General features: G+C 64.9%; 28 protein-coding genes. 17 read left to right on the top strand and 11 right to left on the bottom strand.

From position 1 onward, the window contains the following. Nucleotides 1–141: 141 nt before the first annotated feature. The gene (locus LG367_RS13425) at nt 142–1,029 is read left to right on the top strand and encodes a LysR family transcriptional regulator (protein ID WP_226469767.1); all 888 of its coding nucleotides are present in this window, start codon (nt 142–144) and stop codon (nt 1,027–1,029) included. Nucleotides 1,030–1,051: 22 nt separating this feature from the next. Here LG367_RS13425 and LG367_RS13430 read toward each other — a convergent pair whose 3' ends face one another. The 3 genes from LG367_RS13430 to LG367_RS13440 form a co-directional block, all read right to left on the bottom strand. Further along, nucleotides 1,052–1,540, bottom strand: a complete 489-nt coding sequence (locus LG367_RS13430; protein ID WP_226469768.1) for an NUDIX hydrolase — start codon at nt 1,538–1,540, stop codon at nt 1,052–1,054. Next, on the bottom strand, nt 1,540–2,418 hold the full coding sequence (gene bla, locus LG367_RS13435; RefSeq protein WP_226469769.1) for a subclass B3 metallo-beta-lactamase: 879 nt from the start codon (nt 2,416–2,418) through the stop codon (nt 1,540–1,542). Before bla ends, LG367_RS13430 begins: the two co-directional genes overlap by 1 nt. A 168-nt stretch (nt 2,419–2,586) precedes the next feature. After that, nucleotides 2,587–3,030: a hypothetical protein gene (locus tag LG367_RS13440; RefSeq protein ID WP_226469770.1), complete on the bottom strand. Its 444-nt coding sequence runs from the start codon at nt 3,028–3,030 to the stop codon at nt 2,587–2,589. 174 nt (nt 3,031–3,204) lie between these two features. Between LG367_RS13440 and LG367_RS13445 the strand changes: the two genes are divergently transcribed. After that, nucleotides 3,205–3,696 carry an acyl-CoA thioesterase gene (locus LG367_RS13445; protein WP_226469771.1) on the top strand — a complete coding sequence of 164 codons (492 nt, stop codon included), beginning with the start codon at nt 3,205–3,207 and terminating at the stop codon, nt 3,694–3,696. A 56-nt stretch (nt 3,697–3,752) separates the two neighbouring features. Here the strand turns inward: LG367_RS13445 and LG367_RS13450 are convergent, their stop codons facing one another. The 3 genes from LG367_RS13450 to LG367_RS13460 all read right to left on the bottom strand — a co-directional run bounded on the left by LG367_RS13450 (nt 3,753) and on the right by LG367_RS13460 (nt 5,565). Next, entirely contained in the window at nt 3,753–4,031 is a 279-nt protein-coding gene (locus LG367_RS13450; RefSeq protein ID WP_226469772.1) for a hypothetical protein, read from the bottom strand. A 177-nt stretch (nt 4,032–4,208) separates the two neighbouring features. After that, complete coding sequence (locus tag LG367_RS13455; RefSeq protein ID WP_425490973.1) at nt 4,209–4,790, bottom strand: C40 family peptidase; 582 nt, start codon at nt 4,788–4,790, stop codon at nt 4,209–4,211. A 214-nt stretch (nt 4,791–5,004) separates the two neighbouring features. Further along, the gene (locus LG367_RS13460; RefSeq protein WP_226469920.1) at nt 5,005–5,565 is read right to left on the bottom strand and encodes a C40 family peptidase; all 561 of its coding nucleotides are present in this window, start codon (nt 5,563–5,565) and stop codon (nt 5,005–5,007) included. Between the two features lie 140 nt (nt 5,566–5,705). Between LG367_RS13460 and LG367_RS13465 the strand changes: the two genes are divergently transcribed. Then, nucleotides 5,706–6,185 (top strand): FKBP-type peptidyl-prolyl cis-trans isomerase, encoded by a 480-nt coding sequence (locus LG367_RS13465; RefSeq protein WP_226469774.1) that lies wholly within the window; start codon nt 5,706–5,708, stop codon nt 6,183–6,185. A 78-nt stretch (nt 6,186–6,263) separates the two neighbouring features. Here LG367_RS13465 and LG367_RS13470 read toward each other — a convergent pair whose 3' ends face one another. Both LG367_RS13470 and LG367_RS13475 read right to left on the bottom strand, forming a co-directional pair. Beyond that, the gene (locus LG367_RS13470; protein ID WP_226469775.1) at nt 6,264–7,865 is read right to left on the bottom strand and encodes a M4 family metallopeptidase; all 1,602 of its coding nucleotides are present in this window, start codon (nt 7,863–7,865) and stop codon (nt 6,264–6,266) included. 349 nt (nt 7,866–8,214) lie between these two features. Further along, the gene (locus LG367_RS13475; RefSeq protein ID WP_226469776.1) at nt 8,215–9,855 is read right to left on the bottom strand and encodes a M4 family metallopeptidase; all 1,641 of its coding nucleotides are present in this window, start codon (nt 9,853–9,855) and stop codon (nt 8,215–8,217) included. A gap of 378 nt (nt 9,856–10,233) precedes the next feature. On the opposite strand from LG367_RS13475, the gene LG367_RS13480 reads away from it, so the two are divergent. From LG367_RS13480 to LG367_RS13495, 4 genes are all read left to right on the top strand, one after another. Next, nucleotides 10,234–11,484 carry an NAD(P)/FAD-dependent oxidoreductase gene (locus LG367_RS13480; RefSeq protein ID WP_226469777.1) on the top strand — a complete coding sequence of 417 codons (1,251 nt, stop codon included), beginning with the start codon at nt 10,234–10,236 and terminating at the stop codon, nt 11,482–11,484. Next, nucleotides 11,481–12,854, top strand: a complete 1,374-nt coding sequence (gorA, locus tag LG367_RS13485; protein ID WP_226469778.1) for a glutathione-disulfide reductase — start codon at nt 11,481–11,483, stop codon at nt 12,852–12,854. The genes LG367_RS13480 and gorA overlap by 4 nt, the downstream gene beginning before the upstream one ends. Nucleotides 12,855–12,934: 80 nt before the next feature. Further along, entirely contained in the window at nt 12,935–13,720 is a 786-nt protein-coding gene (hutG, locus tag LG367_RS13490) for an N-formylglutamate deformylase (protein WP_226469779.1), read from the top strand. Between the two features lie 133 nt (nt 13,721–13,853). Further along, nucleotides 13,854–14,717, top strand: a complete 864-nt coding sequence (locus tag LG367_RS13495) for a DMT family transporter (RefSeq protein WP_226469921.1) — start codon at nt 13,854–13,856, stop codon at nt 14,715–14,717. A gap of 9 nt (nt 14,718–14,726) precedes the next feature. Here the strand turns inward: LG367_RS13495 and LG367_RS13500 are convergent, their stop codons facing one another. Both LG367_RS13500 and parE read right to left on the bottom strand, forming a co-directional pair. Beyond that, entirely contained in the window at nt 14,727–15,260 is a 534-nt protein-coding gene (locus tag LG367_RS13500; RefSeq protein WP_226469780.1) for a DUF1697 domain-containing protein, read from the bottom strand. Nucleotide 15,261: 1 nt separating this feature from the next. After that, nucleotides 15,262–17,151 carry a DNA topoisomerase IV subunit B gene (parE, locus tag LG367_RS13505; protein WP_226469781.1) on the bottom strand — a complete coding sequence of 630 codons (1,890 nt, stop codon included), beginning with the start codon at nt 17,149–17,151 and terminating at the stop codon, nt 15,262–15,264. Nucleotides 17,152–17,359: 208 nt separating this feature from the next. Between parE and LG367_RS13510 the strand changes: the two genes are divergently transcribed. Further along, nucleotides 17,360–17,611: a hypothetical protein gene (locus LG367_RS13510; RefSeq protein WP_226469782.1), complete on the top strand. Its 252-nt coding sequence runs from the start codon at nt 17,360–17,362 to the stop codon at nt 17,609–17,611. 172 nt (nt 17,612–17,783) lie between these two features. Then, a complete protein-coding gene (locus tag LG367_RS13515) occupies nt 17,784–18,245 on the top strand; it encodes a hypothetical protein (protein ID WP_226469783.1) in 462 nt (153 codons plus the stop codon). A 22-nt stretch (nt 18,246–18,267) separates the two neighbouring features. On the opposite strand, the gene LG367_RS13520 is transcribed toward LG367_RS13515, so the two are convergent. Continuing rightward, on the bottom strand, nt 18,268–18,498 hold the full coding sequence (locus tag LG367_RS13520) for a hypothetical protein (protein ID WP_226469784.1): 231 nt from the start codon (nt 18,496–18,498) through the stop codon (nt 18,268–18,270). 103 nt (nt 18,499–18,601) lie between these two features. Here LG367_RS13520 and LG367_RS13525 point away from each other — a divergent pair, with 103 nt between their 5' ends. The 8 genes from LG367_RS13525 (at nt 18,602) to ispD (ending at nt 25,009) form a co-directional block, all read left to right on the top strand. Next, nucleotides 18,602–19,315 (top strand): hypothetical protein, encoded by a 714-nt coding sequence (locus LG367_RS13525; RefSeq protein ID WP_226469785.1) that lies wholly within the window; start codon nt 18,602–18,604, stop codon nt 19,313–19,315. 112 nt (nt 19,316–19,427) lie between these two features. Then, complete coding sequence (pyrG, locus tag LG367_RS13530) at nt 19,428–21,092, top strand: CTP synthase (RefSeq protein ID WP_226469786.1); 1,665 nt, start codon at nt 19,428–19,430, stop codon at nt 21,090–21,092. Nucleotides 21,093–21,166: 74 nt separating this feature from the next. Further along, complete coding sequence (locus LG367_RS13535; RefSeq protein ID WP_226469787.1) at nt 21,167–21,547, top strand: VOC family protein; 381 nt, start codon at nt 21,167–21,169, stop codon at nt 21,545–21,547. Nucleotides 21,548–21,556: 9 nt separating this feature from the next. After that, nucleotides 21,557–22,390, top strand: coding sequence for a 3-deoxy-8-phosphooctulonate synthase (kdsA, locus tag LG367_RS13540; RefSeq protein WP_226469788.1), 834 nt, complete (start codon nt 21,557–21,559; stop codon nt 22,388–22,390). 11 nt (nt 22,391–22,401) lie between these two features. After that, on the top strand, nt 22,402–22,701 hold the full coding sequence (locus LG367_RS13545) for a hypothetical protein (protein ID WP_226469789.1): 300 nt from the start codon (nt 22,402–22,404) through the stop codon (nt 22,699–22,701). After that, entirely contained in the window at nt 22,698–23,984 is a 1,287-nt protein-coding gene (eno, locus tag LG367_RS13550) for a phosphopyruvate hydratase (protein ID WP_226469790.1), read from the top strand. Before LG367_RS13545 ends, eno begins: the two co-directional genes overlap by 4 nt. Before the next feature lie 6 nt (nt 23,985–23,990). Next, nucleotides 23,991–24,326 carry a cell division protein FtsB gene (gene ftsB, locus LG367_RS13555; RefSeq protein ID WP_226469791.1) on the top strand — a complete coding sequence of 112 codons (336 nt, stop codon included), beginning with the start codon at nt 23,991–23,993 and terminating at the stop codon, nt 24,324–24,326. Continuing rightward, on the top strand, nt 24,323–25,009 hold the full coding sequence (gene ispD, locus LG367_RS13560; RefSeq protein ID WP_226469792.1) for a 2-C-methyl-D-erythritol 4-phosphate cytidylyltransferase: 687 nt from the start codon (nt 24,323–24,325) through the stop codon (nt 25,007–25,009). Before ftsB ends, ispD begins: the two co-directional genes overlap by 4 nt. The last annotated feature ends 12 nt before the right edge of the window (nt 25,010–25,021 follow it).

The following is a 25,021-nucleotide window of genomic DNA, read 5'->3' on the forward strand; positions in this document are numbered from 1 at the left end:
TCGCCGCCTTGATTCATCGAGTTCCGCTGGATATTTCGAGGTGGCCTGGCTTGCATGGTCTCGAACGGAATGCACTATAGTTGAATGAAAGGCAGTGATAACCTAGGATTTTCCCCATAGATTGATGCCAATAGGCCATTAATGCGCGGATTCGAGTTCGCGGAGCTGACAGCCTTCGTGGCGATTGCCGAAGAGCGCAGCTTTCGGCGCGCGGCGGCGCGGCTTGGCCTGATGCCGTCGACGCTGAGCCATGCTTTGCGGGATCTGGAGGAGCGCCTGGGCGTCCGACTCATCAACCGCACCACGCGCAGCGTGTCGCCGACCGAGGCCGGGGAGCGCCTGCTACTGACATTGGCACCCGCGCTCCGTGACGTCAGGCATGCGGTCGAGACCGTCAACGATTTTCGCGAGACCCCGGCGGGCACTGTGCGCCTGAGCGTGCCGCGCATGGCCGCGATGATGATTCTTGCTCCGGCCTTTGAGCGCTTCGCCCGCAATTATCCGGACGTTGTTTTGGAAGTGGCCCTTGAGGAAGGTTTCGTCGACATCGTCGAGCGCGGATTCGATGCAGGTATCCGGCTGCGCGAAAGTGTCGCGGCCAATATGATCGCGGTTCCGGTCTCGCCCGATCAGCGCATTGCCGTGGTGGCATCGCCGGCGTATCTCGCCGATCATCCGCCGCCGCAGACTCCCTTCGATCTCGCGCATCACCGCTGCATCGGCTATCGCCAGGTCGCCAGCGGCGCGCTCTATCGCTGGGAGTTCGAGAAGCAACGGGAGGAAATCGCCGTCCCCGTGCCGGGTGCTTTCATCCTCGACGATCCCGAATTGATGGTCGCGGCGGCGTTGGCCGGAGCGGGGCTCACCTATACCACGCAGGCATATGTGGCCCAGCACTTGCAGGATGGCCGTCTCGTGCGCGTGCTTGAGGACTGGTGTCCGTTCTTTCCGGGCTTCGTGCTCTATTACCCCAGCCGTCGGCAGGTGCCGGGGGCATTGCGAGCGCTGATCGAAGTGCTGCGGATCTGATCGCCGGAGCGAATATCGGGCGTCACGCCCGCGAGTACCGCCACGACACCATGCGCCCATTGTGATACGGCATCACGCCGTGGAACGGGCGCGGATCGTCGTCGAAGACCAGTGGCAGGAAATTGCGGTCGCCTTCCCACATCGGCAGGGTGGAGAGTTCTTCGATCGCGACCCACTCCAGCGTGCCTTCCGGATTGCGCTCGAACGGCGTGCCGGAGAAATGCGTCACCACGAACACGAAGCCCAGCCAGTCCTCGCCGTGCTTGCCGAAGCCCGGCCAGCTGATCGTGCCGCGCAGCGACATCGCCTCGCATTCGATGCCGGCCTCTTCCAGGATTTCGCGACGCATGCCGGCGAGCACGTCCTCGTCCGGCTCGATCTTGCCGCCGAGGCCGTTGTATTTGCCGAGATGGTGATCGTCGACGCGCGTGTTGCGATGGAGCATCAACACGCGCTTGCCATCGGGCGAGAGCACATAACCGAGGGTGGCGACGATCGGGGTATAGGGCATCAGGGCTTGTTTTGCTTGCGTTGTTCGGACAGTTGCGCGTCGAACTTGCGCTCGGCATTGTCGACGAGAGTGCGACAGGATATCGGAGACGGATGTGGATGGGCGGTGTTGGTGAAATCCCAGCCGCTGAGATCGGCATGCGGCGTGATCAAGATGTCGCAGGGCAGGTCGCGCACGGTGGCGAAGCTGCGGCGGAAGTCGTCGACGATGTGCGGATAGCGCGGGTTGCCGATCAGCTGGTAGCCGGGGGCGCTGAGGCTGTCGATGTACGCAATGCGTGTCGGCTTGCCGTCCTGGGTGTCGGTCCAAGTCCAGCTCATGCTGCCCGGTGTGTGTCCCGGTGTGAAATGCACGGTGAAGGTGATGGTGCCGAGCGTGACGGTTTCGCCGTCCTGGAGGAGGCGATCAGGTTGTGCCGGCGGATAGAGAATGCCATCACCGTAGTGGATGTCGTCGGTTCCGCCGTGCGTGAGCAGGACGGCGGACTCGGCATTGGTGAGCAGCCGTGCGCCGGTCGCGCGTTTGATCGCGGCCAACGGTCCGACGTGATCGCCGTGCGCGTGGCTGTGCAGGATCAGCTTGAGATCGCCGGGTTCGACGCCGAGTTCGCGCATGTGCGCGAGCAGCATGTCGGATGCCTGCGTCAGGCCGCCGTCGATCAGGACGGCGCCCGCATCGGTCTTCACCAGCAGCGAAGTGATCGCGGCCGTGCCGATCTGCCAAGTATGGTCGGCGATGCGCACCGGTGCGACCGGCTGTCGCCAGGATTCATCCGTTTCGTAGCGCTGGCCCTGCGGCAAGGGCGCTTCGGCGGCGAGGGAGAACGAGGAAACCAACAACAGGCCGCATGCGGCGAGGAACGAGGGCAGTCTGGGCATGTGCGACGGAGACGTGTGCGCGAAGAGGAGCGCTAGTGTCGACGGTCGTGAGGCTCAGAAACCAGTGGCGATGTCCCTTTGCGTCGCATCCGCGACGTAACCGCCGTCACCTGCATCACGCGCGGAAACGATGCGAACAATGAAAGTGTTGCGTGATGCGCGAGGCGATCAGAACTCGCGTCGCGGCATCGCCAGTCGGCCGCCGAGCAATGCGAACGGCATCGGCAGCAACAGGCCGAGGACGGTGACCCAGGGCGGTCCGGGAATCAGCATGCCGTACACGATCACGAGCACGGTGAGCAGCGCGCCGATCAGGGTCGCCGTGCTGCCGCGATGCGGTTTGGCGATGGCCGCGCCGAGCCAGCCGCCGAGCAGAGCCGCCAGTGCCCAGCCGGCGAGAAGACTGGAGAGGGCTTCCGTCGGCGCCGTGTTGACGTAATTCAGCACGTCGCCCGGTCTCCCGTTCGTGATGAACGAGGCCACCGCTTCAGGGGTGCCCGGCGCCGTTCCGGGCGGGGAGGGATGGAAATAGGCGTAACCGTACTGCGCGCCGTACAAAGCCAGCGCGGCCAGGATGACGCCGGCCAGAATCCCCAGGGTGGTGCGTAGCATCGCGCTTCCTCTGCGTTGATTGCTTTATAAGCATGGCGCGCACGGGTCGAACTGGCAACTATTTAGTGTCGTCCCGATCCGCATGCCGGCGGCGCGATGGGCGAGGCTGTCCGCAATTGCGTGCATCCGTCACAATGACAGCACAGCTATCCCCCGCCGCATTCCGGAGCCCGCATGAGCGGTCGTCAGCGCGAACTCAATTTCCGTTTCCTCGCCGAACCGGCCGACGTCAACTACGGTGGCAAGGTGCACGGCGGCGTGGTGATGAAGTGGATCGACCAGGCCGGCTACGCCGCAGCCGTGGGCTGGAGTGGGCATTACAGCGTCACCGTCGCCGTCGGCGGCATCCGCTTCGTGGCGCCGATCCGCATCGGCGATCTGGTGACGGTCTCGGCCAAGCTGGTGCACACCGGCACGACCAGCATGCATTTCGCCATCGACGTGCGCGCCCGCGATCCGATGCACGAAGGCAGCGACCGCCTGTGCACGCATTGCGTGATCGTGTTCGTCGCGATGGATGCGGTCGAGGGCAAGCCGACGCCGGTTCCGGCCTGGGCGCCGCAGAACGACGAGGATCGGCGTCTGGCCGAATACGCCACCCAGGTGATGGCGCTGAGCAAGGACATCGAGGAAACCGTCGCCCGCTATCGCAACGTCGGCGAATAAGAAAACAGGGCCGCCGTTTTAGGCGACCCTGTCGGATCTCACGGCTTCATCCGTGATTACTCGACCGGCGGCTCTCCGTTGGTGTTCGGGCAGTCCAGCACCTCAACGGTGCTATAGGGAGCGCTCTGCGCGCCCCAGGTGAGGTGATAGATCTGGCACTGCGAGCCCTTCGCCACGTTCCTGACGCCGATGACGTTCGTGCGCGCGGCATCGCTGTAGTACGTGACGATCGTTTCCTGCCCCGGCCCGGGCATCGGATATGCCCAGCAGGCCAGCGACACCAGGATCCCCCCTGCGAAGGTGCTCAATGCGACAACCTTCTTCGTTCGACTCATGCTGCTTCTCCTTCGGTTAGATGATTCAACGATTTGTTTCACCTACACCTCGGCGCGCCCATGGAAAGCAGGAGCGGCCGGGCTGCGTCCATCGCACAGCAGCCGGAGCATAAAAGGGCGGAAAAAAGAAAACCGCCACATAGGGCGGTTTTTTCAATGCTGCGGTAGCAGCGAAACTCAGATGCCGGACACGCGTCGCGCCTGCATGAACTTGCGGCTCCAGTAGCCCTCGGTGAGGCTGGAGATCGTCACGTCCTTGCCGGTGCGCGGGGCGTGCAAGAAGTTGCCGTTGCCGACGTAGATGCCGACGTGGTCGACGCGGCGGCCACGGCGGCTGAAGAACACGAGGTCGCCGGCGCTGAGCGAATCGCGGTCGATCTTCTCGCCGCTGGTCGCCATCTCGCGCGAGACGCGCGGTAGCTCGATGCCGAGCGCGCTGCGGAACACGTAGCCGACCAGTCCGCTGCAGTCGAAGCCTTCGGTCGAGGTGCCGCCCCAGCGATAGGGTGTGCCGAGCAGGGCGAGGGCGCGCTTGAGCACGTTCTGCACACGACCGCCGGTTTCGGCCGGTCCGGCCAGGGCGGGGGTGACGGCGCTGGACTGGGTGGCGGCGATCTGACGGCTGACGTCGTTCGCGAACAGACCACGGTCGGGCGCAGCGGCTTGCAGCACCGGAACCGGTGTGGTGGCCGTCTGGCTGAGGGAGGTATCGGGGGTCGGCTGATCGGCCGAGTCACCAGTCAGGCCGGTGCTGGCCATAGCCGGCGCGGCGGCCAGAAGACCGATGAGAAGAAGGGGAAATGTTCTCGCGAGGGGGGGAGTCGAGACGGCGCGGCGGCCTGAGGATGGGTCGTTAGTCGTCACGCGCAATTAATGAATGAATCGATGAGCAGGGATAGTGCCTTAGCAAACCGTTGATTTGGTTCAAAATTCGTTAGAAATACGTAAAGCGGGGCGTCAATTTGTAATAAAATTACTTCAGCACCCGTTTAGCTCCGCTGTAATGGTCGCGCCAGTAATAGCCGTCCAGGTAGTCCAGCCGGACGGTGCCGCCGGTGCTCGGGGCGTGCACGAAGCGCCCCTCGCCGACGTAGATTCCGACGTGGCTGACCTGACCGCCGCTGCCGAAGAACACCAGATCGCCACTGGCCAGCCGCTCGGGCGGGATGCGGGGCCCCTGATAGGCGGCGAGCTCGCGCGAGGTGCGGGGCAGGCGCAGGTCGAGCATGTCGCGATAGACGTAGTTGACCAGCCCGCTGCAGTCGAAGCCGCCTTCCGGCGTGTTGCCGCCGTAGCGATAGGGCGTGCCCACCAGTCCCAGCGCCCGCATCAGCACGGCGTTCGCGGCGACCGGATTGTCTGGCTGCACGGTCGCCCACGTGCGCGAGGGCGGCGGGGGCGCGTGCGGCCGCGCCTTGCGGACCTGCTTGTGCCCGCCGCAGCCGGCCAGTGCCAACAGAACGGCGCCGACAAGCAGCCACCTGAGAAGTCGAGACGGGGACACGCGGAAGCGGCGTGCGGGAGCCCCTTGCATGCCGCCTTGGTCGCCGAGGATTGGCGTCGGGTCGGCGGAGCCGGGATAATGCGCGGCATGATTCGTCACGGCCGCATCTTGGCCGAATCCCCTTCACGTTCACAAGCGGCGGTCGCGCCGCCTCAGCGAGTTGCCTGCCCATGAAAATAGCGAAAGACAGCGTCGTCCGTTTCCACTACACCGTGTCCGAGCAAGGGCAGGAGCCACTCGAGACCTCGAAGGAGCGCGATCCGCTGGCGATCCTGATCGGCCACGGCAACATCATCCCCGGCCTGGAGAACGCCCTCGACGGCCACGAGGCCGGCGACAGCTTCGGCGTCGACGTCCCCGCCGCGGAAGCCTACGGCGAGCGCCGCGAAGGACTCACCCAGCGCGTGCCGAAGAAGCATTTCGGCGAGCAGAAGCTGGCGCCGGGCCAGCAGGTCGTGCTCAACACCAACTTCGGCCCGCGCGCGGTCACCATCGAGAAGGTTGGCATGAGCGTGGTCGACGTCGACCTCAACCATCCGATGGCCGGCAAGGACCTGCATTTCGACATCGAGATCGTCGACGTGCGCGAGGCCAGCCAGGAAGAGCTCGAGCATGGCCACGTGCATGGCGACGGTGGTCACGCCCACTGAGCCCGTCTCACCCGGCGAATGAAAAACGGCCCGCTCGCGCGGGCCGTTTTCTTTTGCATGCCGCCGAAGGCGGGTGGATCAGTTGACGCTGACCGCGCTCCATGCGCGACCCACCGCGTTGTACTCCGCCGAGCCGGTGCCATAGAGATCACGCGCGGCGTTGAGCGTCGCCGTGCGGGCGCCCGGATAGTTCGTGGTGGACGTCATGTAGACGGTCAGGGCGCGATACCAGATCTTGCCGGCCTTCTCGCGTCCGATGCCGGTGATCGTGGAGTCGCCGTTGCAGACCAGGCTCGAAGCCGTCAGGTTGTAGCTCGTGCCCGAGCCGAAACCAGCCGGTACCACCGCGCCTTCGGCCAACAGATAGAAGAAGTGGTTGGCGACGCCCGAAGAGTAGTGATTGTTGGTGTTGGTGAAGCCGCGCTTGGGATAGCAGTCGGACGACCTGGTGTCGATCGACGGCTTGAACATGTAGCGAAGCGCCTTGGTGCCGTTCGGATTGTTGAGATAGATCTTTTCACCGACCAGGTAGTCGCCGGTATCGGCGCTGTTGTTGGCGTAGTACTCCACCAGGGCGCCGATGATGTCGGAAGTGCCTTCGTTCAGACCGCCGGAGTCCCGGGTGTTGTAGGCCAGGCCGGCCGTGGCACCGGTCACGCCGTGGGTCATTTCATGTCCGGCGACGTCGATGGCGACGACCGGTGCAATGCCCTGCGCGGCATTGCCGACGCCGTACTTCATGCTGGATCCAGTCCAGGAAGCGTTGACGCCGCTGTAGGCGGCGAAGGCGACATGGGTGTAGCTCTTCACGCCGACACCGTCGTTGAAGATGCCGTTACGGCCATGCACGTTCTTGTAGTAGTCCCAGGTGGTGGCGACGCCGAAATGCGCGTCCGCGGCTTCGCTGGCGCGATCGGACGTGGTGTTGTTGCCCCAGTTGTTGTCGGCATCGGTGAACAGCGTGGCGCCGGTGAGCGTGTCCGAATCGTGGGCGTCGTAGGTGGCGCCGCCGCCGCGGGTCGGATCAACCAGCTGATAGCCGCTGCTCGTCGAGTCGGTGGTGATGTTGATGTCGCCCAGGAGCAGGCTCTGGCCGACGCCGGTGACGGCGGCCGTCTGGATCTGGTTCCACGCATCCAGCACGCGGCCGTTCTGCGCGTCGATGAAGTAGCGGATGTTCGATTCGCCCTGCGACTTCGACACGCCTTGCACATTGATTTCATACGCGAGCACTGGCTTTTCACCGCCCGCATAGACCACCAGGCCCTTGCTGCTGATGCTGCTGATGCTTCCGTCGAAGTCGGTGCCGGCTTCCACCTTGGCCTGGTCGGCATCGATGCGCGGCGTCACGTCGGGACGTCCCTTGGTTTTCAGCGCCTGGCTGGCTTCCTTGAACTTGCCGTTCCGGGAGTGCACCACCACATCGCCGCCGATCACCGGCAGGCCACGGAAAGTGCGGCCGAAGCGCACGTGCTCGGTGCCGTCGGCGTCGATGATGGTGTCCTTGGCGGCGAAACCATCCTGGTCGGCACGCTGCAGGGCGTTGGCATTGGCGGGGCTGTCGATCAACCCTTGCGCGCGTTGCGCGACTGCGGAATGCACGTTGGGGGAAGCGGCGAAGGCGGAAAGCGGCAGCGCGATCGCGGACAGGATGGCGAGCTTCAACGGATGGACTGACATTTGCATTTCGTAGGCCCTGTGAAAGAAAGAAACATCGAACATGCCAGTCGCGGTTCGTGCCCGAGAGCGTCACGGCCGCACTTGCATTGCGTTAGGAGGTTGCTTGCACCAAGCGCGCTCTATTCACGGAACTGTCGTCTTGGTTTCGGCGGAAACGAACTTAGGAGAAATGATCGATCGCTGTCATGTTGCGAATGCAGCAGCGATGACTCGTGCTGCGGACGCAGCAACGCATGCATTTGTTCTGTTTTCGACGGCCGCATTCGCATGCGGTGCGATGGCCGTGCAAAAAAAGAACGGCCGGCGAATGCCGGCCGTCTTTTGCGCATGAAGAAATAAATAAAAGTGATCAGTTCACGTTCGCCGCGCTCCAGGCACGCGCCACGGTGTTGTACTCGGCCGAGCCTGCGCCATACAGCTCGCTTGCTGCTTCCAGCGTCAGCGCGCGCGCCTGCGGATAGGTGGTGCTGGAGGTGAATTTCGTGGTCAGGGCGCGATACCAGATCTTGCCGGCCTTGTCGCGTCCGATGCCGGCGATGGTGGTATCGCCGTTGCAGACCAGTTGCGACGGCGTAAGGCCGGAACCGGCGGGCACGACTACGCCTTCGGCGAGCAGATAGAAGAAGCGGTTGGCAACACCGGAGGTGTAGTGCGGGTTGTGCGCGCCGTCGGACTGGTTCGGATCGAAGCCGCCCGTGATGTAGCAGTTGAACGATCTGCCGTCGGCGGCCTGGTTGTACATGTCGCGCAATGCGGTGCCATCGGTGCGCAGCTTCTCGCCGATGCGGTAGTCGCCAGGATCGGCGGCGTTGTTGGTGTAGTACTCGACCAGGGTGCCGAAGATGTCGGAATTGGCCTCGTTGAGGCCACCCGCGTCGCCGGAGTAGGCGAGGTTGGCCGTGGCGGCGTTCACGCCATGCGACATCTCGTGGCCGGCGACGTCGATGGCGACCACCGGGCCGTATCCGCGCGAGGCGTCGCCGTCGCCGTAGAACATCGACTTGAACAGGGCGACATAGGCGGCATTGACGCCGGAGGTGCCGCCGCTGGAGGTCCGGAAGGTGGTGTGGGCATAACTCTTGATGCCCTTGCCGTCGTTGTACAGGCCACTGCGGCCGTGGATGTTCTTGAAGTAGTCCCAGGTCACGCCGACGCCGTAATGGATGTCGGTGGCGACCGTGGCGCGATCGCTGGTGGTGTTGTTGCCCCAGACGTTGTCGCTGTCGGTGTACAGGGTCGCGCCGAGCGTGGCGAGCAGGATGTCGAGCACGTTGGAGACGGTCGCGCCCTTGGCGTCGTAGACACTGCCGTTGCCGCGCGTGGTGTCGATGAGGTCGTACTTGGTCGTGCTCTTCTGATCGGTGGGGATGCTCAGGTTGCCGTAGTAGTACGACTTGCCGGTGCCGACCGCCGCGGCGGTCTGGATCTGGTCCTGCAGATCGAGCACCTTGCCGTTGTTCGCGTCGATGTAATAGGTCACGAATCCCGAGTGCTGGCGAGTGTCGTCGCCTTGCAGCGTCACCTCATAGGCCAGCACCGGCTTGGCGCCGCGCGCGTAGACCACCAGCTCGTTGCTGAAGACCTGCTGCACCTTGCCATTGAAGCGCGCGCCGGCTTCCACGGCGGCATCGTCCTTGTCGATGCGCGCGGCCAGCGAGGGGCGCAGCTTGGTGCGCAAGGTCATTTGCGCCGATTTCATCAGGCCGCGTTGCGAGGTGACCACCGTGTCGCCGCCGATGACGCGCAGGCCACGATAGGTGCGATCGAAACGCACGTGTTCGGTGCCGTCGGCGTCGACGACGCTGTCCTTGGCGATGAAGCCGTCGTCATCGGCGCGCTGCAGGACTTTGGTGTTGGCGGGAACGCCGATCAACCCCTGCGCACGCTGCGCGGCGGCGGATGACATGCCCGGCGAGGCGGCGACGGCGGAGAGCGGCAGTGCCAGTACGGTCAGGATGGCGAGCTTGAGCGGGCGGACTTGCATGTGCATGAGAATCTCCTTCGGAAGAGTGATGCGGGACATGCGGTTCGCGATCGGCGCGGCGATACGTTGCGGTCGCGTTCGTGCTTGTGTTGCGGGGGATCGCCTTGGCCAAAATGCCTGCGGGACAGGCATGGATCGATCGGAGGGCCAGGCCCGATCGACCTTAGGACAATCCTGAGACGTCTGTCATGTTGCGCACGCAGCAGCCCCGGATGTGTCCGCGAATGCCAGCGCACCTGGCGGCGCGATGGCCGAAATCCCCTTCGCGCCCGCCGGTTTCGCACCGGGTCGGTCTGGGCCACACGCGGCCCTCGCCATCGGGGCGATACGCAGCGATGCGCGAATGAACGGCGAAACTCCCACGCGGCCCATTAAACTGGCGTCATGAACCAACCCGATGACGTCCTGATCATTGGCGGTGGGGTGATCGGGCTGACCAGCGCGCTGGCATTGCTCGACGCCGGCCGCAGCGTGCGCGTGCTGGAAGCGAAGACCGTCGGCAGCGGCAGTTCGCACGGCAACTGCGGCACCATCACGCCCAGCCATGCCGCGCCGCTGGCGGCACCCGGCGCGATCGCCAAGGCGCTGCGCTGGATGCTGACACCGGATGCGCCGTTCTACCTGAAGCCGAGACTCGACACCGCGTTGTGGTCGTGGGCGCTGCACTTCGCCTCGCGCTGCAACGCGCGCGACTGGCGCGCGGCGATGGTCGCGCGCGCGGCGATCCTGAAAGCATCCCGGCAATCGCTGCCGCAATGGATTGAGCGTTACGGACTGGATTGCGAATACGCCGAGCAGGGCGTGGACTACGTGTTCCGCGATCCGCATGCGCTGGAGCACCTGGCGCAGGAGCTGCCGTCATTGGCCGAACTGGGCATCGCCTCCGAGGTCATCGATGGCGCCGCCTATTTGCGCAACGAGCCCGCCTTGCGCGAGGGCGTACACGGCGCGATCCGTTTTCCCGGCGATGCGCGGTTGCGTCCCGACCGTTACGTGGCGCAGCTGGCCCGCGCGGTGCGCGAGGCCGGCGGCGTGATCGAGGAGCAATGCCAGGTGCATGGCCTGCGCGAGGAAGGCGGCCGTGTGCGGGTTGCGACGTCGCGTGGCAATTTTGACGGCCGCGAACTGATCATCGCCACCGGCGCCTGGTCGCCGCTGCTGGCGAAGATGACTGGCCTGGCGCGGATTCCGCTGCAGCCCGGCAAGGGTTACTCGATCACCTACGATCGCCCGGCGCTGACACCGAAGCAGCCGATCGTGCTGTACGAGCGCAGCGTCTGCGTCACCGTGTGGGACAGCGGTTATCGTCTTGGCAGCACGATGGAATTCTCCGGCTACGACGACACGCTCAACCGCCGCCGCCTCGATGCGCTCGAACGCGGGGCGCGCGAATACCTGCACGACCCGGTCGGGCCGGTGAAGCGGGAGGAATGGTTTGGCTGGCGTCCGATCTCCGCCGACGACATCCCGATCATCGGCCGTGCGCCGCACCGTGATCGCATCTGGCTCGCCACCGGACACGGCATGCTGGGCGTGAGCATGAGCACCGGTACCGCGGAACTCGTCGCCGACCTGATCTGCGGCCGCACACCGCGATTCGATCCGAAACCCTACGCACCGGAGCGTTTCGCATGAGCGCACGAAAGAATGGCGGTGTCTTCGATTTTGATCTGATCGTGATCGGCGGCGGCTCCGGCGGTCTCGCCGCGGCCTTCCGCGCCAGCGAGCACGGCGCGCGCGTGGCGATGCTGGAACCGGGCGAACTCGGCGGCACCTGCGTCAACGTCGGCTGCGTTCCCAAGAAGGCGATGTGGCTGGCGGCGCAGCTGTCCGAGCACATCGAGCTGGCGCAGCAGGTGGGGTTCGACGTCGCGCGGCCGCAACTGGACTGGTGCGAATTCGTCGCCCACCGCCAGCGCTACATCAACAACATCCATGCCAGTTACCGCCGCCGCCTCGACAACAGCGGGATCGTCACGATACAGGCGCGCGGAAAGTTGGCTGATGCGCACACCGTGGTCGCCGACGACGGCGCGCGCCTGTCGGCACCGCATGTGGTGATCGCCACCGGTGCGCGCCCGCAGCGGCCACAGATTCCGGGCGCGGAGCTCGGGCTGGTGTCCGACGATTTCTTCCATCTGGTCGAAGCACCGAAGCGCGTGGCCGTCGTGGGCGGTGGTTACATCGGCGTGGAGTTGTCCGGTGTCCTGCAGGCACTCGGCAGCAACGTGGAGCTGTTCGTGCGCGGCGAGCGCGTGCTCGGTTATTTCGAGGCCGAACTGGCGACGCGTCTGGAGGAAAACTATCGCCAGTCTGGCGTGACCCTGCATCACGGATTTGCACCGGCCGGCGTCGAGCGCGCTGCGGATGGCCGCATCAGGATGACTGCCGGCAGCGGCAAGACGGCGGAAGGGTTCGATGCCTTGATCTTCGCGACCGGGCGAACGCCGAACAGCGGAAATCTGGGCCTCGAAACCGTCGGTGTCGCGCTTGACGAAGGCGGGCACATCCATGTCGACGATTGGCAGAACACCACGGTGGATGGGATCTATGCGATCGGCGACATCACCAACCGCCTCGCGTTGACGCCGGTGGCGATCGCCGCTTCGCGGCGCCTGATGGATCGTGTATTCGGCGGCAAGACGGAATCGCGGCTGGATTACAGCAACGTGCCGACCGTGGTGTTCGCGCATCCGCCGCTAGGCGGCGTCGGCTTGACCGAAGCCGAGGCGCGAGCGCGTCACGGTGACGAGGTGCATGCCTATCGCGCCGATTTCCGTACCATGCTGCATGCCCTGGCCGATTCACCGCAGCGCAGCCTGTTCAAACTGGTTTGCGTGGGGGCGGAGCGACGCGTGGTCGGCATCCATCTGCTCGGCGATGGTGCCGACGAGATCCTGCAAGGCTTCGCCGTAGCGCTCAAGCGCGGCATCGTGCTCGACGATCTGCGCGACACGGTGGCGATCCATCCCACCTCGGCGGAAGAAGTAGTACTGATGAAATGACGGGATTTCGATTCCGCATCGTGCGATCCGGTTGCAAGTCGGCTGCTGTCCGGCAGCGTTTATCTGGCGAGTTTTGAATCATGACCGACTCCATCTTCCATTTGCATCGCGGCACCGCGCCTTTGCTGATCAGCATTCCGCACAATGGCACGCAGGTGCCAGCGGAGATTGCCGCGCGCCTCACCGACAGCGCGCGCCGCGTGCCCGATACCGATTGGCACGTGGCCGATCTCTATGCGATCGCGCGCGAACGGCTGGGTGCATCGATGATCGTGCCGACGCATTCGCGCTACGTCATCGATCTCAATCGCCCCGAGGACGACGTGTCGCTGTATCCCGGCCAGAACACCACCGGTCTGTGCCCGGTGGTGCAGTTCACCGGCGAACCGGTGTATCGCGAAGGACAAGCGCCTTCGGAAGACGAAGTGCGCGCACGCGTCGAGACGTACTGGCGGCCCTATCACATCGCGCTGCGCGAGGAGCTCGATCGTCTTCTGGCTGCGCACGGTCGCGTCGTGTTGTGGGAAGCGCATTCGATCCGCAGCGTGGTGCCGTTCCTGTTCGAGGGACGATTGCCCGATCTCAATCTCGGCACCGCCGGCGGCACGAGTTGTTCGCTGGCGCTGCAGGAACGATTGACGGGGCTGTTGAAGAGTCAGAACGACTACAGCCATATCGTCAACGGCCGCTTCAAGGGCGGTTACATCACGCGGCATTACGGCAATCCGGCGGCCGGCATTCAAGCCGTGCAGTTGGAACTGGCGCAGCTCAACTACATGGACGAGGACAGTTTCGCCTGGGCGCCCGAGCGCGCGGAAAAACTTCAGGAACTGATCGGTCGATTGCTGGAAGCCACGCTGGAATGAAGCGGAAGCTGGCATGACCCGGCTGGAGGAGCCTCAGGCGAACACGGAACAGACGCCGGGCGCACCGATCGTCGAATCTCCGGGTCAGCCCGGCGCGACACCGCCTGTCCCGCACCGCCTCGATGCCGTCGGCATGCTGCTGGCGGCGTTCGGTGCCATCGCGTTCTCGGGCAAGGCGATCATCGTCAAGCTCGGTTATCGCTACGGCGTCGACGCGGTGACACTGCTGGCCCTGCGCATGCTGGTGGCGATGCCGTTCTTTCTGTTGATGGGCGTATGGGCGGCGCGGCGCGTACAGCCATTGTCGGGCGGCGATCGCTGGCGCATCCTGATGCTGGGGTTCTTCGGCTATTACCTGGCCAGCTTTCTCGATTTCGCCGGACTGGAATACATCACGGCGACGCTGGAACGCCTGATTCTCTATCTCACGCCGACCCTGGTGCTGCTGATCGGCGTGGTGATGTCCAAGCGCCGTCCGACGCGATTGCAATTGCTGGCGCTGGCGATCAGCTATGTCGGCGTGCTGCTCGCCTTCGGTCATGATCTGCAGGCCGGGAACGGCAGCATCGTGCTCGGAAGCGCGCTGGTGTTCGGCAGCGCACTGGCTTACGCGATCTATCTGTTCGGCAGCGGCGAGATCGTCGCGCGCGTGGGTGCGGTGCGCCTGACCGCGTATGCGAGCGTGGTGGCGAGCGTGCTGTGCATCGTCCAGTTCCTGTTGACGCGACCGCTGGAAGCGTTGCGGTTGCCGTTCGAGGTTTACTGGCTGTCGCTGCTCAACGGCACCGTCTGCACGGTGTTGCCGGTGCTGGCGGTGATGATGGGTGTGGCGCGGATCGGTTCGTCGCTGGCCTCGCAGATCGGCATGATCGGGCCGGTGTCGACGATCGTGCTCAGTCTGTTGATCCTGCACGAGCCGATGGGGCCGTGGCAGGTGGCCGGGACCGTGCTGGTGATGCTGGGCGTGCTGACGGTGACGCGGGTCCGTTCGACCTGAAGCCTGTTCTCAGGCCTTGGCGAGCGCTTGCAGCTTGCAGGCCGTCGCCCAATTGCGTGTGGTGAGGGCATCGCGGAATTTCGCGCCGACCAGGGCATTGGCGACGGTGCTTTCCAGAATCCCGTCCGGGCACCAGAGATAGAAAGCATGCAGGCCGAGCGAGCAATAAGTCTTGTCCGTATCGGCGAGGGCACGCAACGGCGCCGGGTCGGCATCGGCAGTCAGGAAGCCGAGCAGCATCCGCGAGGGATCGTCCATGCGCGCCACGAACGGATTGCCGGCGATGGCCGCGTCCAGTTCCTGCACGGTCAGCACCAGTACGTTGGCGGTGACGCCGGTGCGTTCGATCAATGCCGCGGCGATGCGTTTCGCGTTGGCGGCCGGCGCCGTGTGTCCGGCCTCGAATACCGCGTTGCCGCTGTTGAGCAGCGTCCGCACCTGCGTGAAACCGAGTGCTTCCAGCAGCGCGCGCAGATCGGCCATGGCGACGCGCTTGGCCTTGCCGACGTTGATGCCGCGGAACAGGGCGACCTGGACCGCCAACTCAGACCTCCAGCGTCGCCAGATCGCCCTTCGTTTCCAGCCAGGTCTTGCGGTCGCCGGCGCGCTTCTTGGCGAGCAGCATGTCCATCAGCGAGCGCGTTTCCGCATCGTCGTCGACGGTGAGTTGCACCAGGCGGCGCGTATCCGGATGGATCGTGGATTCGCGCAGCTGCAGGGGATTCATTTCGCCGAGCCCCTTGAAGCGGGTGACGTTGACGGCGCCCTTGAGCTTCTCGCGTTCGATGCGTTCCAGCAGCAGGCGCTTTTCTTCCTCGTCGAGCGCGTAGAACACCTGCTTGCCCACATCGACGCGGAACAGCGGCGGCATCGCCACGAAGACGTGGCCGGCCGCGACCAGCGCCGGGAAGTGGCGCAGGAACAACGCGGTGAGCAGCGTGGCGATGTGCAGGCCGTCGGAGTCGGCATCGGCGAGGATCACGACCTTGCCGTAGCGCAGGCCGGAGATATCGTCCTTGCCGGGATCGCAGCCGATTGCCACGGCGAGGTCGTGCACTTCGGTCGATGCCAGCACGCCCCCGGAGGCGACTTCCCAGGTGTTGAGGATCTTGCCGCGCAACGGCAGGATCGCCTGGAAATCCTTGTCGCGCGCCTGCTTGGCCGAGCCGCCGGCCGAATCGCCTTCCACCAGGAAGAGTTCCGTGCGCGAGAGATCCTGCGAGATGCAGTCGGCGAGTTTGCCGGGCAGGGCGGGGCCTTGCGTAACCTTCTTGCGGACGATCTGTTTCTCGGTCTTCAGGCGCGCGCTGGCGCGCTCGATGGCGAGCTGGGCGATGCGCTCTCCCAGATCGGTGTGCTGGTTCAGCCACAGCGAGAAGGCGTCATGCGCGGCGCTTTCGACGAAACCGGCAGCCTGGCGCGAGGACAGGCGCTCCTTGGTCTGGCCGCTGAACTGCGGGTCGGTCATCTTCACGCTGAGCACGAAGGCAACGCGGTCCCACACGTCCTCGGGCGCGAGCTTGATGCCGCGCGGCAGCAGGTTGCGGAAGTCGCAGAACTCGCGCAGCGCGTCGGTGAAGCCGGTGCGCAGGCCGTTGACGTGGGTGCCGTGCTGCGCGGTCGGGATCAGGTTGACGTAGCTTTCCTGCACCAGATCGCCTTCCGGCACCCAGGCCACGGCCCAGTCGGCGATTTCGGTGTCCTTTTTCTGTCCGCCGACGAACAGGTCCGCCGGCAACAGTTCGCGATCGACCAGCTCCCCCTTCAGGTAATCGCGCAGGCCGTCCTCGTAATACCACTCCTCGCGTTCCTTGGTGGCCTCGTCGTACAGCTTGACGGTGAGGCCAGGGCACAGCACGGCTTTTGCACGCAGCAGATGCTTGAGCGCGCGCAGGCCGAACTTAGGCGTGTCGAAATATTTTGGATCGGGCCAGAAGTGCAGGCGAGTGCCGGTGTTCTTCTTGCCGACGGTGCCGACGATTTCCAGCTTGGAAGCGCGGTCGCCGTCCTTGAACGACATCTTGTATTCGTTGCCGTCACGCTTGATGTACACGTCCACGCGCTTGGACAGCGCGTTCACCACGCTCACGCCGACGCCGTGCAGGCCGCCGCTGAAGGTGTAGTTCTTGTTGCTGAACTTGCCGCCGGCGTGCAGGCGGGTGAGGATCAGCTCGACGCCGGGAATCTTTTCTTCCGGATGGATGTCCACCGGCATGCCGCGACCGTCGTCGGAGACCTCGCAGCTGCCGTCGGCGAACACGGTGACCTCGATCTCGCGGGCGTGCCCGGCCAGCGCCTCGTCGACGGCGTTGTCGACGACTTCCTGGGCCAGATGGTTGGGGCGCGCCGTGTCGGTGTACATGCCGGGGCGGCGTTTGACCGGATCCAGCCCGGACAGGACTTCGATGTCTGCGGCGTTGTAGCGTGAACTCATTTACGGATTGAGACAGGTTTGTGAGGCGGCGCATAGCTTAGGCGATGTCGTCGCCGGCCGTCGTAGTGCGATCGGTCGTCGTGGGATCGAGCGGACGGGATTCAGTGTGCCGTGACTCGTTCAGCCGCGAGCCGATCCGGACGGGGTAGGGTGGGCGCGTCGCAAAAGGGGCTCCCCATTTCCCGATCCGCGACTACAGGAGAACTCCATGACCCATCGCAAAATCCTGCTGACCGCCGCCATCGCCGCTGCATTCGCGGCTCCGATCGCGTTCGCGCAGCCGCAGGACGCCGCCGACCAGGCCGCCAAGGCCGAACAGGCGAAGAAGTCCGCCGAGGCCGCGGAAGCCAAGGCCCGCGAAGCCGAGCAGAAAGCGAAGGACGCCGAACGCAAGGCCGCCAAGGCGCAGGCCGCGCAGCCGGAGGAAGAGGAAGAAGAGGAACGCAAGAAGCCGTTCTGATCACCTTCCCGTCCTTCCGTCACATTTCGCTGTTCTGATCCGAATGCCCCGGCCGGCCTGGCCGGGGCATTTTCGTGATTGCGGAGGTCACGCAAGGCCAGTATCGTGACCACAGAGCCGACAGGGCGGCATCTCGCTCCGTTCGCGTCAACCTTTTCATGGAGTGAATGCGATGAACCGTTCGATCGCTTTTGTCAGTGTTTCCTTGGCTCTTTCCGTTCTGGGCATGTCGCAGGCCGCCGCGCAGAGCCTGCCCCCGCAATTGCAGATGGATTCCCAGCGCGCCGGCGTGGCGAGCGAGGGGTATCAGCAGGGCATGACCGATTCGGAACGTTACGAGGATCGTGCCTCGATCCAGGCCGAGAAGATGAAGGAACAGCAGGCAAGCATGGCGGCGGCCTACGGCCAAGGCGGCGGCCCGGGCTATCCCGGCGGTGCCGATGATGGTTATGACGGCCGCGAGACGTACGGCACCACCGTGGGCAGGGCGGCGGCCGTCGACCTCGTCAACGCGGCGGCGGGAATCGCCAATCGCGCGATCCTGACCCGTGGAGACAACCGTGGCGCGGATCTTTATGTCGACCAGGACGGCATGATCCGGAACCGGGAACGGAACGAGAACGGCAGCCGGTGATTCTTTGAAACCTGCCGCTGCATCAGCGGCAGGTTTCGGATGAAAGACATTCGATCGAGCGTCGCTCGATTCTGCAACCTGAAGCGCAGCTTTCAACGATATCGCGCTGCCTACATGGTTCGATTTCCAGATGCAGCCATTCTGGCTGTCTGACATCTAAGTCGTTCATCAGCGCTTTCCTGCGCATCGAGCCGCCGATTGGCGGCTTTCCTTTTGCCGCACCGGATCGAAAGTGAATGAAGCGGCCGTTCATTCACCCGCGATACGACACCGGCTGCGTAGCGTGCGCCGCGTTGTCGAACAGCTGCCTTGCGGCTTCGCAACATTTCCCTTCGCATTCGCAGGAGATGGTACGAATGAATACTCGCAAGTTGATTCTGGCCAGCGTGGTCGCCTCGGTGCTGATGATGCCTTCCGCCTTCGCGCAATCGGTCGGCGTGGAAGCGAAGACGGGTGTCGGTGTCGGCGCTGACGCCGCCAAGGCAGGCGCGCAAGCCGACGTTGGCGTCGGCGTGGATACGGGCGCGGTCGGAGATGCCGCGCGCGGTGCCGTGAACACGGGCGGCAAGATCGGCAAGAAGGCGCTCAAGGCCGGCAAGCGCGTCGGCAAGAAGGCCGTGAAGACGGCGCACGACGGGGCCGACGCGACCGGCAAGCTGGTCGACAGGACCACGGGCGCGGTCTCGGGCGGTGTGGATGCCAAGACCGGCGTGAGCGCGGGTGTGGCCGGTCATGAAGTCAAGGCTGGCGTGGCCGCTGGCGCCGATGCAGGCGCGGGTGCCAGCTCAATCGGGCAGACGGCGGCCGGCGCGGTCGGCGGCGTGACCCGGGGCGCAGCGGGCATCGCCGGCTCCGCCCTCGACACGACGACCGATGTGGGCGCCGCCGCGACCGGCAAGGCCACCGATACGGCCGGCAAGGTCATCGGCGCCGCGGGCAACACCTCGATCTCGGCCGGCGCGGATACGTCCGTCGGCGCGAATGCCGCGACGGACGCGGCCAAGGCCGGTGCCGCGGTCGATGCCGAGGCCCGTCTGAAGGCCGGCAGCGCCGCCGAACCGGGCCGCTAAACCCGCACGTTCCCGACGCAAGACGCACCACACGCCCCGGCCCGCCCGGGGCGTTTTTTTGGTCTGCGGCGCAGGGCGGTTAGAATATGGCTTTACGGCAGCGGCCTTGCCCATGACTCCCCTGATTTTCGTGACCGGCGGCGTGGTCTCCTCCCTCGGGAAGGGCATCGCGGCCGCATCCCTGGCTGCCATCCTCGAAGCGCGCGGACTGCGCGTGACGATGATGAAGCTCGACCCCTACATCAACGTCGATCCGGGCACGATGAGCCCGTTCCAGCACGGCGAGGTCTACGTCACCGACGACGGTGCCGAGACCGATCTGGACCTCGGCCACTACGAGCGGTTCGTCAACGTTCGCCTGTCCGGCAAGAACTCGATCACCACCGGCAAGATCTACGAGAACGTGATCCGCAAGGAGCGCCGCGGCGACTACCTCGGCGCCACCGTGCAGGTGATCCCGCACATCACCGACGAGATCAAGCGCTGCATCGATGCCGCCACCGAGGGCTACGACGTGGCCCTGGTCGAGATCGGCGGCACCGTCGGCGACATCGAATCGCTGCCGTTCCTGGAAGCGATCCGCCAGATCCGCACCGATCGCGGCCCCGACAAGGCGCTGTTCATGCACCTGACCCTGGTGCCGTACATCGCCGCGGCCGGCGAGCTGAAGACCAAGCCGACCCAGCACTCGGTGAAGGAACTGCGCTCGATCGGTATCCAGCCCGACGTGCTGCTGTGCCGCAGCGAACAGCCGCTGCCCGACGGCGAGCGCCGCAAGATCGCCTCCTTCACCAACGTGTCGGAGAAGGCCGTCATCTCGGCGGTCGATCTCGACAATATCCACAAGATCCCGATGTGGCTGCACGCCCAGGGCCTGGACCAGATCGTGGTCGAGCGCTTGCGCCTGGAAGACAAGGCGCTGCGTTCGGCGAATCTGTCGGAATGGCTGGGCGTGGTCGATGCCGCCGAGCATCCGATCGACGAGGTCACCATCGCCGTGGTCGGCAAGTACGTCGACCACAAGGACGCCTACAAATCGGTCGGCGAGGCGCTCAAGCACGGCGGCATCCGCCAGCGCACACGCGTGCAGCTGAAATGGCTGGAATCGCAGGACATCGAACGCGACGGCGCCGAGGCAACGCTGGCCGGCGTCGATGGCATCCTGGTGCCAGGCGGCTTCGGTGATCGTGGTTTCGAGGGCAAGGTGCTCACCGCGCAGTACGCGCGTGAGCGCAACGTCCCGTACTTCGGCATCTGTTACGGCATGCAGGCGGCCGTGGTCGATGTGGCGCGCAACCTAGCCGGCCTGGAAGGCGCCAACAGCACCGAGAACGACAAGCAGTCGCCGCATCCGGTGATCGGCCTGATCACCGAGTGGCGCACGCAGGCGGGTGAAGTCGAGCGCCGCAGCGAGGAAAGCGACCTTGGCGGCACCATGCGCCTGGGCCTGCAGGAGCAGCGCCTGAAACCCGGCACCAAGGCGCGCGAACTGTACGGCAAGGACGTGGTCGGCGAACGTCATCGCCACCGTTACGAATTCAACAACCGCTACCGCACGCAGCTCGAGGACGTCGGCCTGGTGATCTCGGCCAAGTCGATGGACGATCTGCTGGTGGAGATGATCGAGCTTCCCCACCATCCCTGGTTCATCGCCTGCCAGGCGCATCCGGAATTCCTGTCCACGCCGCGTCACGGTCATCCGCTGTTCGTCGGCTTCATCCGCGCCGCGCGCGAGCACAAGGCCGGCGGACGCCTGCTCAAGGAGGCGAGCGCTTGAACCAGGGCGATCGACAACGACCCAATGCCAGCGGCGGCCTGCGCGGGCGGACTATCTCGTAAAGGACACCGACCGTGCATCACTCGCGCCTTTGCTCCATCCAGATCGATTGCAATGCCTCCGATGTCGACGAGGCGGCGCGGTTCTGGGCCGGCGCATTGGGCTTCCCCGTCGATCTCGATCACCCGGGCAGCCGCGCGAACTATCGCCAGCTGACCACCCCGGCCGGCGAACCGATGGTGCAGATCCAATTGGTGAACCACGAAAGCCGCGTGCACCTGGATATCGAAACCGACGATCTTCCTGCCGAAGTCGCGCGTCTGGAAAAGCTCGGTGCTACGGTACACAAACACCTGGAACGCTGGACCGTGATGCAGGCGCCGACCGGCCAGCGCTTCTGCGTCGTGCGTGTGCAGCGCGCCGGATTCTCACAGAACGCCAATCGTTGGAGCTGATTTCATCCTATGAACCTTTGTGGCTTTGAAGTCGGTCTCGACCAGCCGTTCTTTCTCATCGCCGGCCCGTGCGTGGTCGAGTCCGAGCAGTTGCAGCTCGACGTCGCCGGACAGCTGAAGGAGATCACCTCCCAGCTCGGCATCAATTTCATCTTCAAGTCGAGCTTCGACAAGGCCAACCGCACCTCCGGCAGCAGCTTCCGCGGCCCCGGCATGGAGGAAGGCCTGCGCGTGCTCGCCGAGGTGAAGCGCCAGATCGGCGTGCCGGTGCTTACCGACGTGCACGAATACACGCCGATGGATGAAGTCGCCGCGGTCGTCGATGTGCTGCAGACGCCGGCCTTCCTCGTGCGCCAGACCGATTTCATCAAGAAGGTCTGCTCGGCGGGCAAGCCGGTGAACATCAAGAAGGGCCAGTTCCTCTCGCCGTGGGACATGAAGCCGGTGGTGGAGAAGGCCAAATCGACAGGCAACCAGGACATCCTGGTGTGCGAGCGCGGCGCCAGCTTCGGCTACAACAACCTCGTCAGCGACATGCGCTCGCTGAGCGTGATGCGCGATACCGGCTGCCCCGTCGTGTTCGACGCCACCCATTCGGTGCAATTGCCCGGCGGGCAGGGTACCTCCAGCGGCGGCCAGCGCGAGTTCGTGCCGGTGCTGTCGCGCGCCGCGGTCGCGGTGGGCGTGGCCGGTGTGTTCATGGAGACGCACCCCAGGCCGGAAGAGGCGCTGAGCGACGGGCCGAATGCCTGGCCGTTGCCGAAGATGCGCGCGCTGTTGGAGACGCTGTTGGAATTGGACCGCGCCAGCAAACGCAGTGGGTTCCTCGAAGCATCACTTTGACGGAGTCGACGATGTCACCCGAAGAAGGCAAAGTCGCTGTTCTTGAGTTGAAATTGGAAATGCTCGAACGCAAGCTCACCAACTTGAAGCGCGAGATGGGTCTGATTGGCGTCTTTTTCGGAGTGAGCCTGCCTTTTTTGCTACGCCAGTCCAGTACGAACGGGCAGCTTGAAATGAGTGTACTCATGGTCAACGCTGTCGTGATTCTCGGGATTGCGTTGATTGCCATCCTGCGCGACCGCCGCGATGCCAAGCGCGACGCAGAACGCATGCAAAACATCTATCTTTCCATTCGCCCGACATCCCAATGACAAAAATCGCCAAGATCCACGCCCGCGAAATCCTCGACAGTCGCGGCAACCCCACCCTCGAAGCGGAAGTGACCCTCGACGACGGCAGTTTCGGCCGCGCGATGGTGCCCTCGGGCGCGTCCACCGGCACCAAGGAGGCCGTCGAACTGCGCGACGGCGACAAGACGCGCTACCTCGGCAAGGGCGTTTCGAGGGCGGTCGCCAACGTCAACGGCGCGATCGCGCAGGCGCTCTCAGGTTACGAGGCCGAGGATCAGGCCGGCCTCGACAAGCGCCTCATCGATCTCGACGGCACCGAGAACAAGGGTCGCCTCGGCGCCAACGCATTGCTCGGCGTCTCGCTGGCGAACGCGCACGCGGTGGCGGCATCGAAGAAGCTGCCGCTGTGGCGCTGGCTCGCCGGTGACCGCGCGCCGGTGCTGCCGGTGCCGATGATGAACATCATCAACGGTGGCGCGCACGCCGACAACAATGTCGACCTGCAGGAATTCATGGTGCTGCCGGTGGGCTTCGACTCGTTCTCCGAAGCACTGCGCGCCGGCACCGAGATCTTCCACGCACTGAAGTCGGTGCTGAAGGGCAAGGGCCTGAGCACGGCGGTGGGCGACGAAGGCGGTTTCGCGCCGGATCTGCGCAGCAATTCCGAAGCGCTCGACACGATTCTCGAAGCGATCGGCAAGGCCGGTTATCACGCCGGCGAAGACGTGCTGCTCGGTCTCGACGTCGCCTCCAGCGAATTCTACGACAACGGCAAATACCATCTGGTGGGCGAGAACAAGCGCCTGACCAGCGAACAGTTCGTCGATTTCCTCGCTGACTGGTGCGCCGAATACCCCATCATCACCATCGAGGACGGCATGGCCGAGGACGACTGGACGGGCTGGAAGCAGCTCACCCAGCGCCTGGGCAACAAGGTGCAGTTGGTCGGCGACGATCTGTTCGTCACCAATCCGAAGATCTTCAAGGAAGGCATCGATCAGGGCGTGGCCAACGCGATCCTGATCAAGGTCAACCAGATCGGCACGCTGAGCGAGACGCTCGAGGCCATCGCGATGGCCGACGCGGCGAAGTACGCATCCATCGTCTCGCATCGTTCTGGCGAAACCGAGGACACCACCATCGCCGACATCGCGGTGGCGACCACGGCCACGCAGATCAAGACCGGCTCGCTTTGCCGCAGCGACCGTGTCGCCAAGTACAACCAGCTGCTGCGCATCGAGGAAGCATTGGGGGCGAACGCCCGCTATGCCGGCCGCGACGCTTTCATCTCGTTGAAGCGCTGACGGCGGATGCGGGCGCTGCGTATCGTCGCATTGCTGCTGGTGCTGCTGCTGGCATGGCTGCAGTACCGCCTCTGGTTCGGCCATGGCGGCGCGGGTGACGTTGCGGATCTGCAGAAGCAGGTGCAGCAGCAGGAACGCGACAACAGCGGTCTGCAGCAACGCAACGACGCATTGGCGGCGGAAGTGAAGGACCTCAAGAGCGCCGACGGCGGTGCCGCGGTCGAGGAGCGCGCGCGCAGCGAGCTCGGCATGATCAAGCCGGGCGAGACTTTCTACCGCATCGTCGAGCAGCGTCCGCAGCAACCACCACAGGACGCGCCGACGCAGGAGGCCAAGCCATGACCTGGGCGGTCGTGCCCGCCGCGGGCAGCGGCAGCCGTTTCGGCGGCGACATGCCGAAGCAATATCTCACTGTCGCCGGCAGAACGTTGCTGGCACATACGTTGCAGGCTTTGCTGGCGCATCCGAATGTCGAGGGCGCGGTCGTGGTGCTGGCCGACGGCGATCTGCACTGGTCGGGCTGGTCTTCGTTCGAGGGCAAGCCGTTGCTCACCTGCATCGGCGGACAGGCGCGCGCGGATTCGGTGCTGGCGGGTCTCGCCGCGCTGCCGGATTCGGTGCGCATGGACGATTTCGTGCTGGTGCACGATGCCGCGCGGCCGAACCTGCAGCTGGCCGATCTCGATCAGCTGCTCGAACGCGGCCGCAACGATCCGGTCGGCGCGATCCTGGCTTCGCCCGTGCGCGACACGCTCAAGCGCGCGGGTGACGACGGCGGCATCGATCGCACCGAGCCGCGCGAACGATTGTGGCGCGCGCTGACCCCGCAACTGTTCCGGCGCCTGCAGCTCACGCGCGCGCTCGAAGGCGCGCGCGATGCCGGCGTGAACGTGACCGACGAATCGATGGCGATGGAGCGGCAGGGCCTGCGTCCGTTGCTGGTCGAAGGCGCCGAGGATAATTTCAAGATCACGACACCGGCCGATCTGGCGCGGTTCGAATTCATCCTCTCCCAGCGATCCTGAGAAGCACAGTCA

It is taken from the genome of Luteimonas panaciterrae (assembly GCF_020511115.1).
GTDB lineage: Bacteria > Pseudomonadota > Gammaproteobacteria > Xanthomonadales > Xanthomonadaceae > Luteimonas > Luteimonas panaciterrae.

Coding starts and splice junctions, on each gene's coding strand:
- bla (WP_226469769.1), bottom strand. CDS start 2,418: ATGCCCAGACTGCCCTCGTTCCTCGCCGCATGCGGCCTGTTGTTGGTT.
- LG367_RS13480 (WP_226469777.1), top strand. CDS start 10,234: ATGAACCAACCCGATGACGTCCTGATCATTGGCGGTGGGGTGATCGGG.
- gorA (WP_226469778.1), top strand. CDS start 11,481: ATGAGCGCACGAAAGAATGGCGGTGTCTTCGATTTTGATCTGATCGTG.
- parE (WP_226469781.1), bottom strand. CDS start 17,151: ATGAGTTCACGCTACAACGCCGCAGACATCGAAGTCCTGTCCGGGCTG.
- LG367_RS13470 (WP_226469775.1), bottom strand. CDS start 7,865: ATGTCAGTCCATCCGTTGAAGCTCGCCATCCTGTCCGCGATCGCGCTG.
- LG367_RS13450 (WP_226469772.1), bottom strand. CDS start 4,031: ATGAGTCGAACGAAGAAGGTTGTCGCATTGAGCACCTTCGCAGGGGGG.
- LG367_RS13440 (WP_226469770.1), bottom strand. CDS start 3,030: ATGCTACGCACCACCCTGGGGATTCTGGCCGGCGTCATCCTGGCCGCG.
- hutG (WP_226469779.1), top strand. CDS start 12,935: ATGACCGACTCCATCTTCCATTTGCATCGCGGCACCGCGCCTTTGCTG.
- eno (WP_226469790.1), top strand. CDS start 22,698: ATGACAAAAATCGCCAAGATCCACGCCCGCGAAATCCTCGACAGTCGC.
- LG367_RS13510 (WP_226469782.1), top strand. CDS start 17,360: ATGACCCATCGCAAAATCCTGCTGACCGCCGCCATCGCCGCTGCATTC.
- pyrG (WP_226469786.1), top strand. CDS start 19,428: ATGACTCCCCTGATTTTCGTGACCGGCGGCGTGGTCTCCTCCCTCGGG.
- LG367_RS13520 (WP_226469784.1), bottom strand. CDS start 18,498: ATGAACGGCCGCTTCATTCACTTTCGATCCGGTGCGGCAAAAGGAAAG.
- LG367_RS13460 (WP_226469920.1), bottom strand. CDS start 5,565: ATGCAAGGGGCTCCCGCACGCCGCTTCCGCGTGTCCCCGTCTCGACTT.
- LG367_RS13525 (WP_226469785.1), top strand. CDS start 18,602: ATGAATACTCGCAAGTTGATTCTGGCCAGCGTGGTCGCCTCGGTGCTG.
- ispD (WP_226469792.1), top strand. CDS start 24,323: ATGACCTGGGCGGTCGTGCCCGCCGCGGGCAGCGGCAGCCGTTTCGGC.
- LG367_RS13515 (WP_226469783.1), top strand. CDS start 17,784: ATGAACCGTTCGATCGCTTTTGTCAGTGTTTCCTTGGCTCTTTCCGTT.
- kdsA (WP_226469788.1), top strand. CDS start 21,557: ATGAACCTTTGTGGCTTTGAAGTCGGTCTCGACCAGCCGTTCTTTCTC.
- LG367_RS13465 (WP_226469774.1), top strand. CDS start 5,706: ATGAAAATAGCGAAAGACAGCGTCGTCCGTTTCCACTACACCGTGTCC.
- LG367_RS13495 (WP_226469921.1), top strand. CDS start 13,854: ATGCTGCTGGCGGCGTTCGGTGCCATCGCGTTCTCGGGCAAGGCGATC.
- LG367_RS13430 (WP_226469768.1), bottom strand. CDS start 1,540: ATGCCCTATACCCCGATCGTCGCCACCCTCGGTTATGTGCTCTCGCCC.
- LG367_RS13545 (WP_226469789.1), top strand. CDS start 22,402: ATGTCACCCGAAGAAGGCAAAGTCGCTGTTCTTGAGTTGAAATTGGAA.
- LG367_RS13445 (WP_226469771.1), top strand. CDS start 3,205: ATGAGCGGTCGTCAGCGCGAACTCAATTTCCGTTTCCTCGCCGAACCG.
- LG367_RS13475 (WP_226469776.1), bottom strand. CDS start 9,855: ATGCACATGCAAGTCCGCCCGCTCAAGCTCGCCATCCTGACCGTACTG.
- LG367_RS13425 (WP_226469767.1), top strand. CDS start 142: ATGCGCGGATTCGAGTTCGCGGAGCTGACAGCCTTCGTGGCGATTGCC.
- LG367_RS13455 (WP_425490973.1), bottom strand. CDS start 4,790: ATGGCCAGCACCGGCCTGACTGGTGACTCGGCCGATCAGCCGACCCCC.
- ftsB (WP_226469791.1), top strand. CDS start 23,991: ATGCGGGCGCTGCGTATCGTCGCATTGCTGCTGGTGCTGCTGCTGGCA.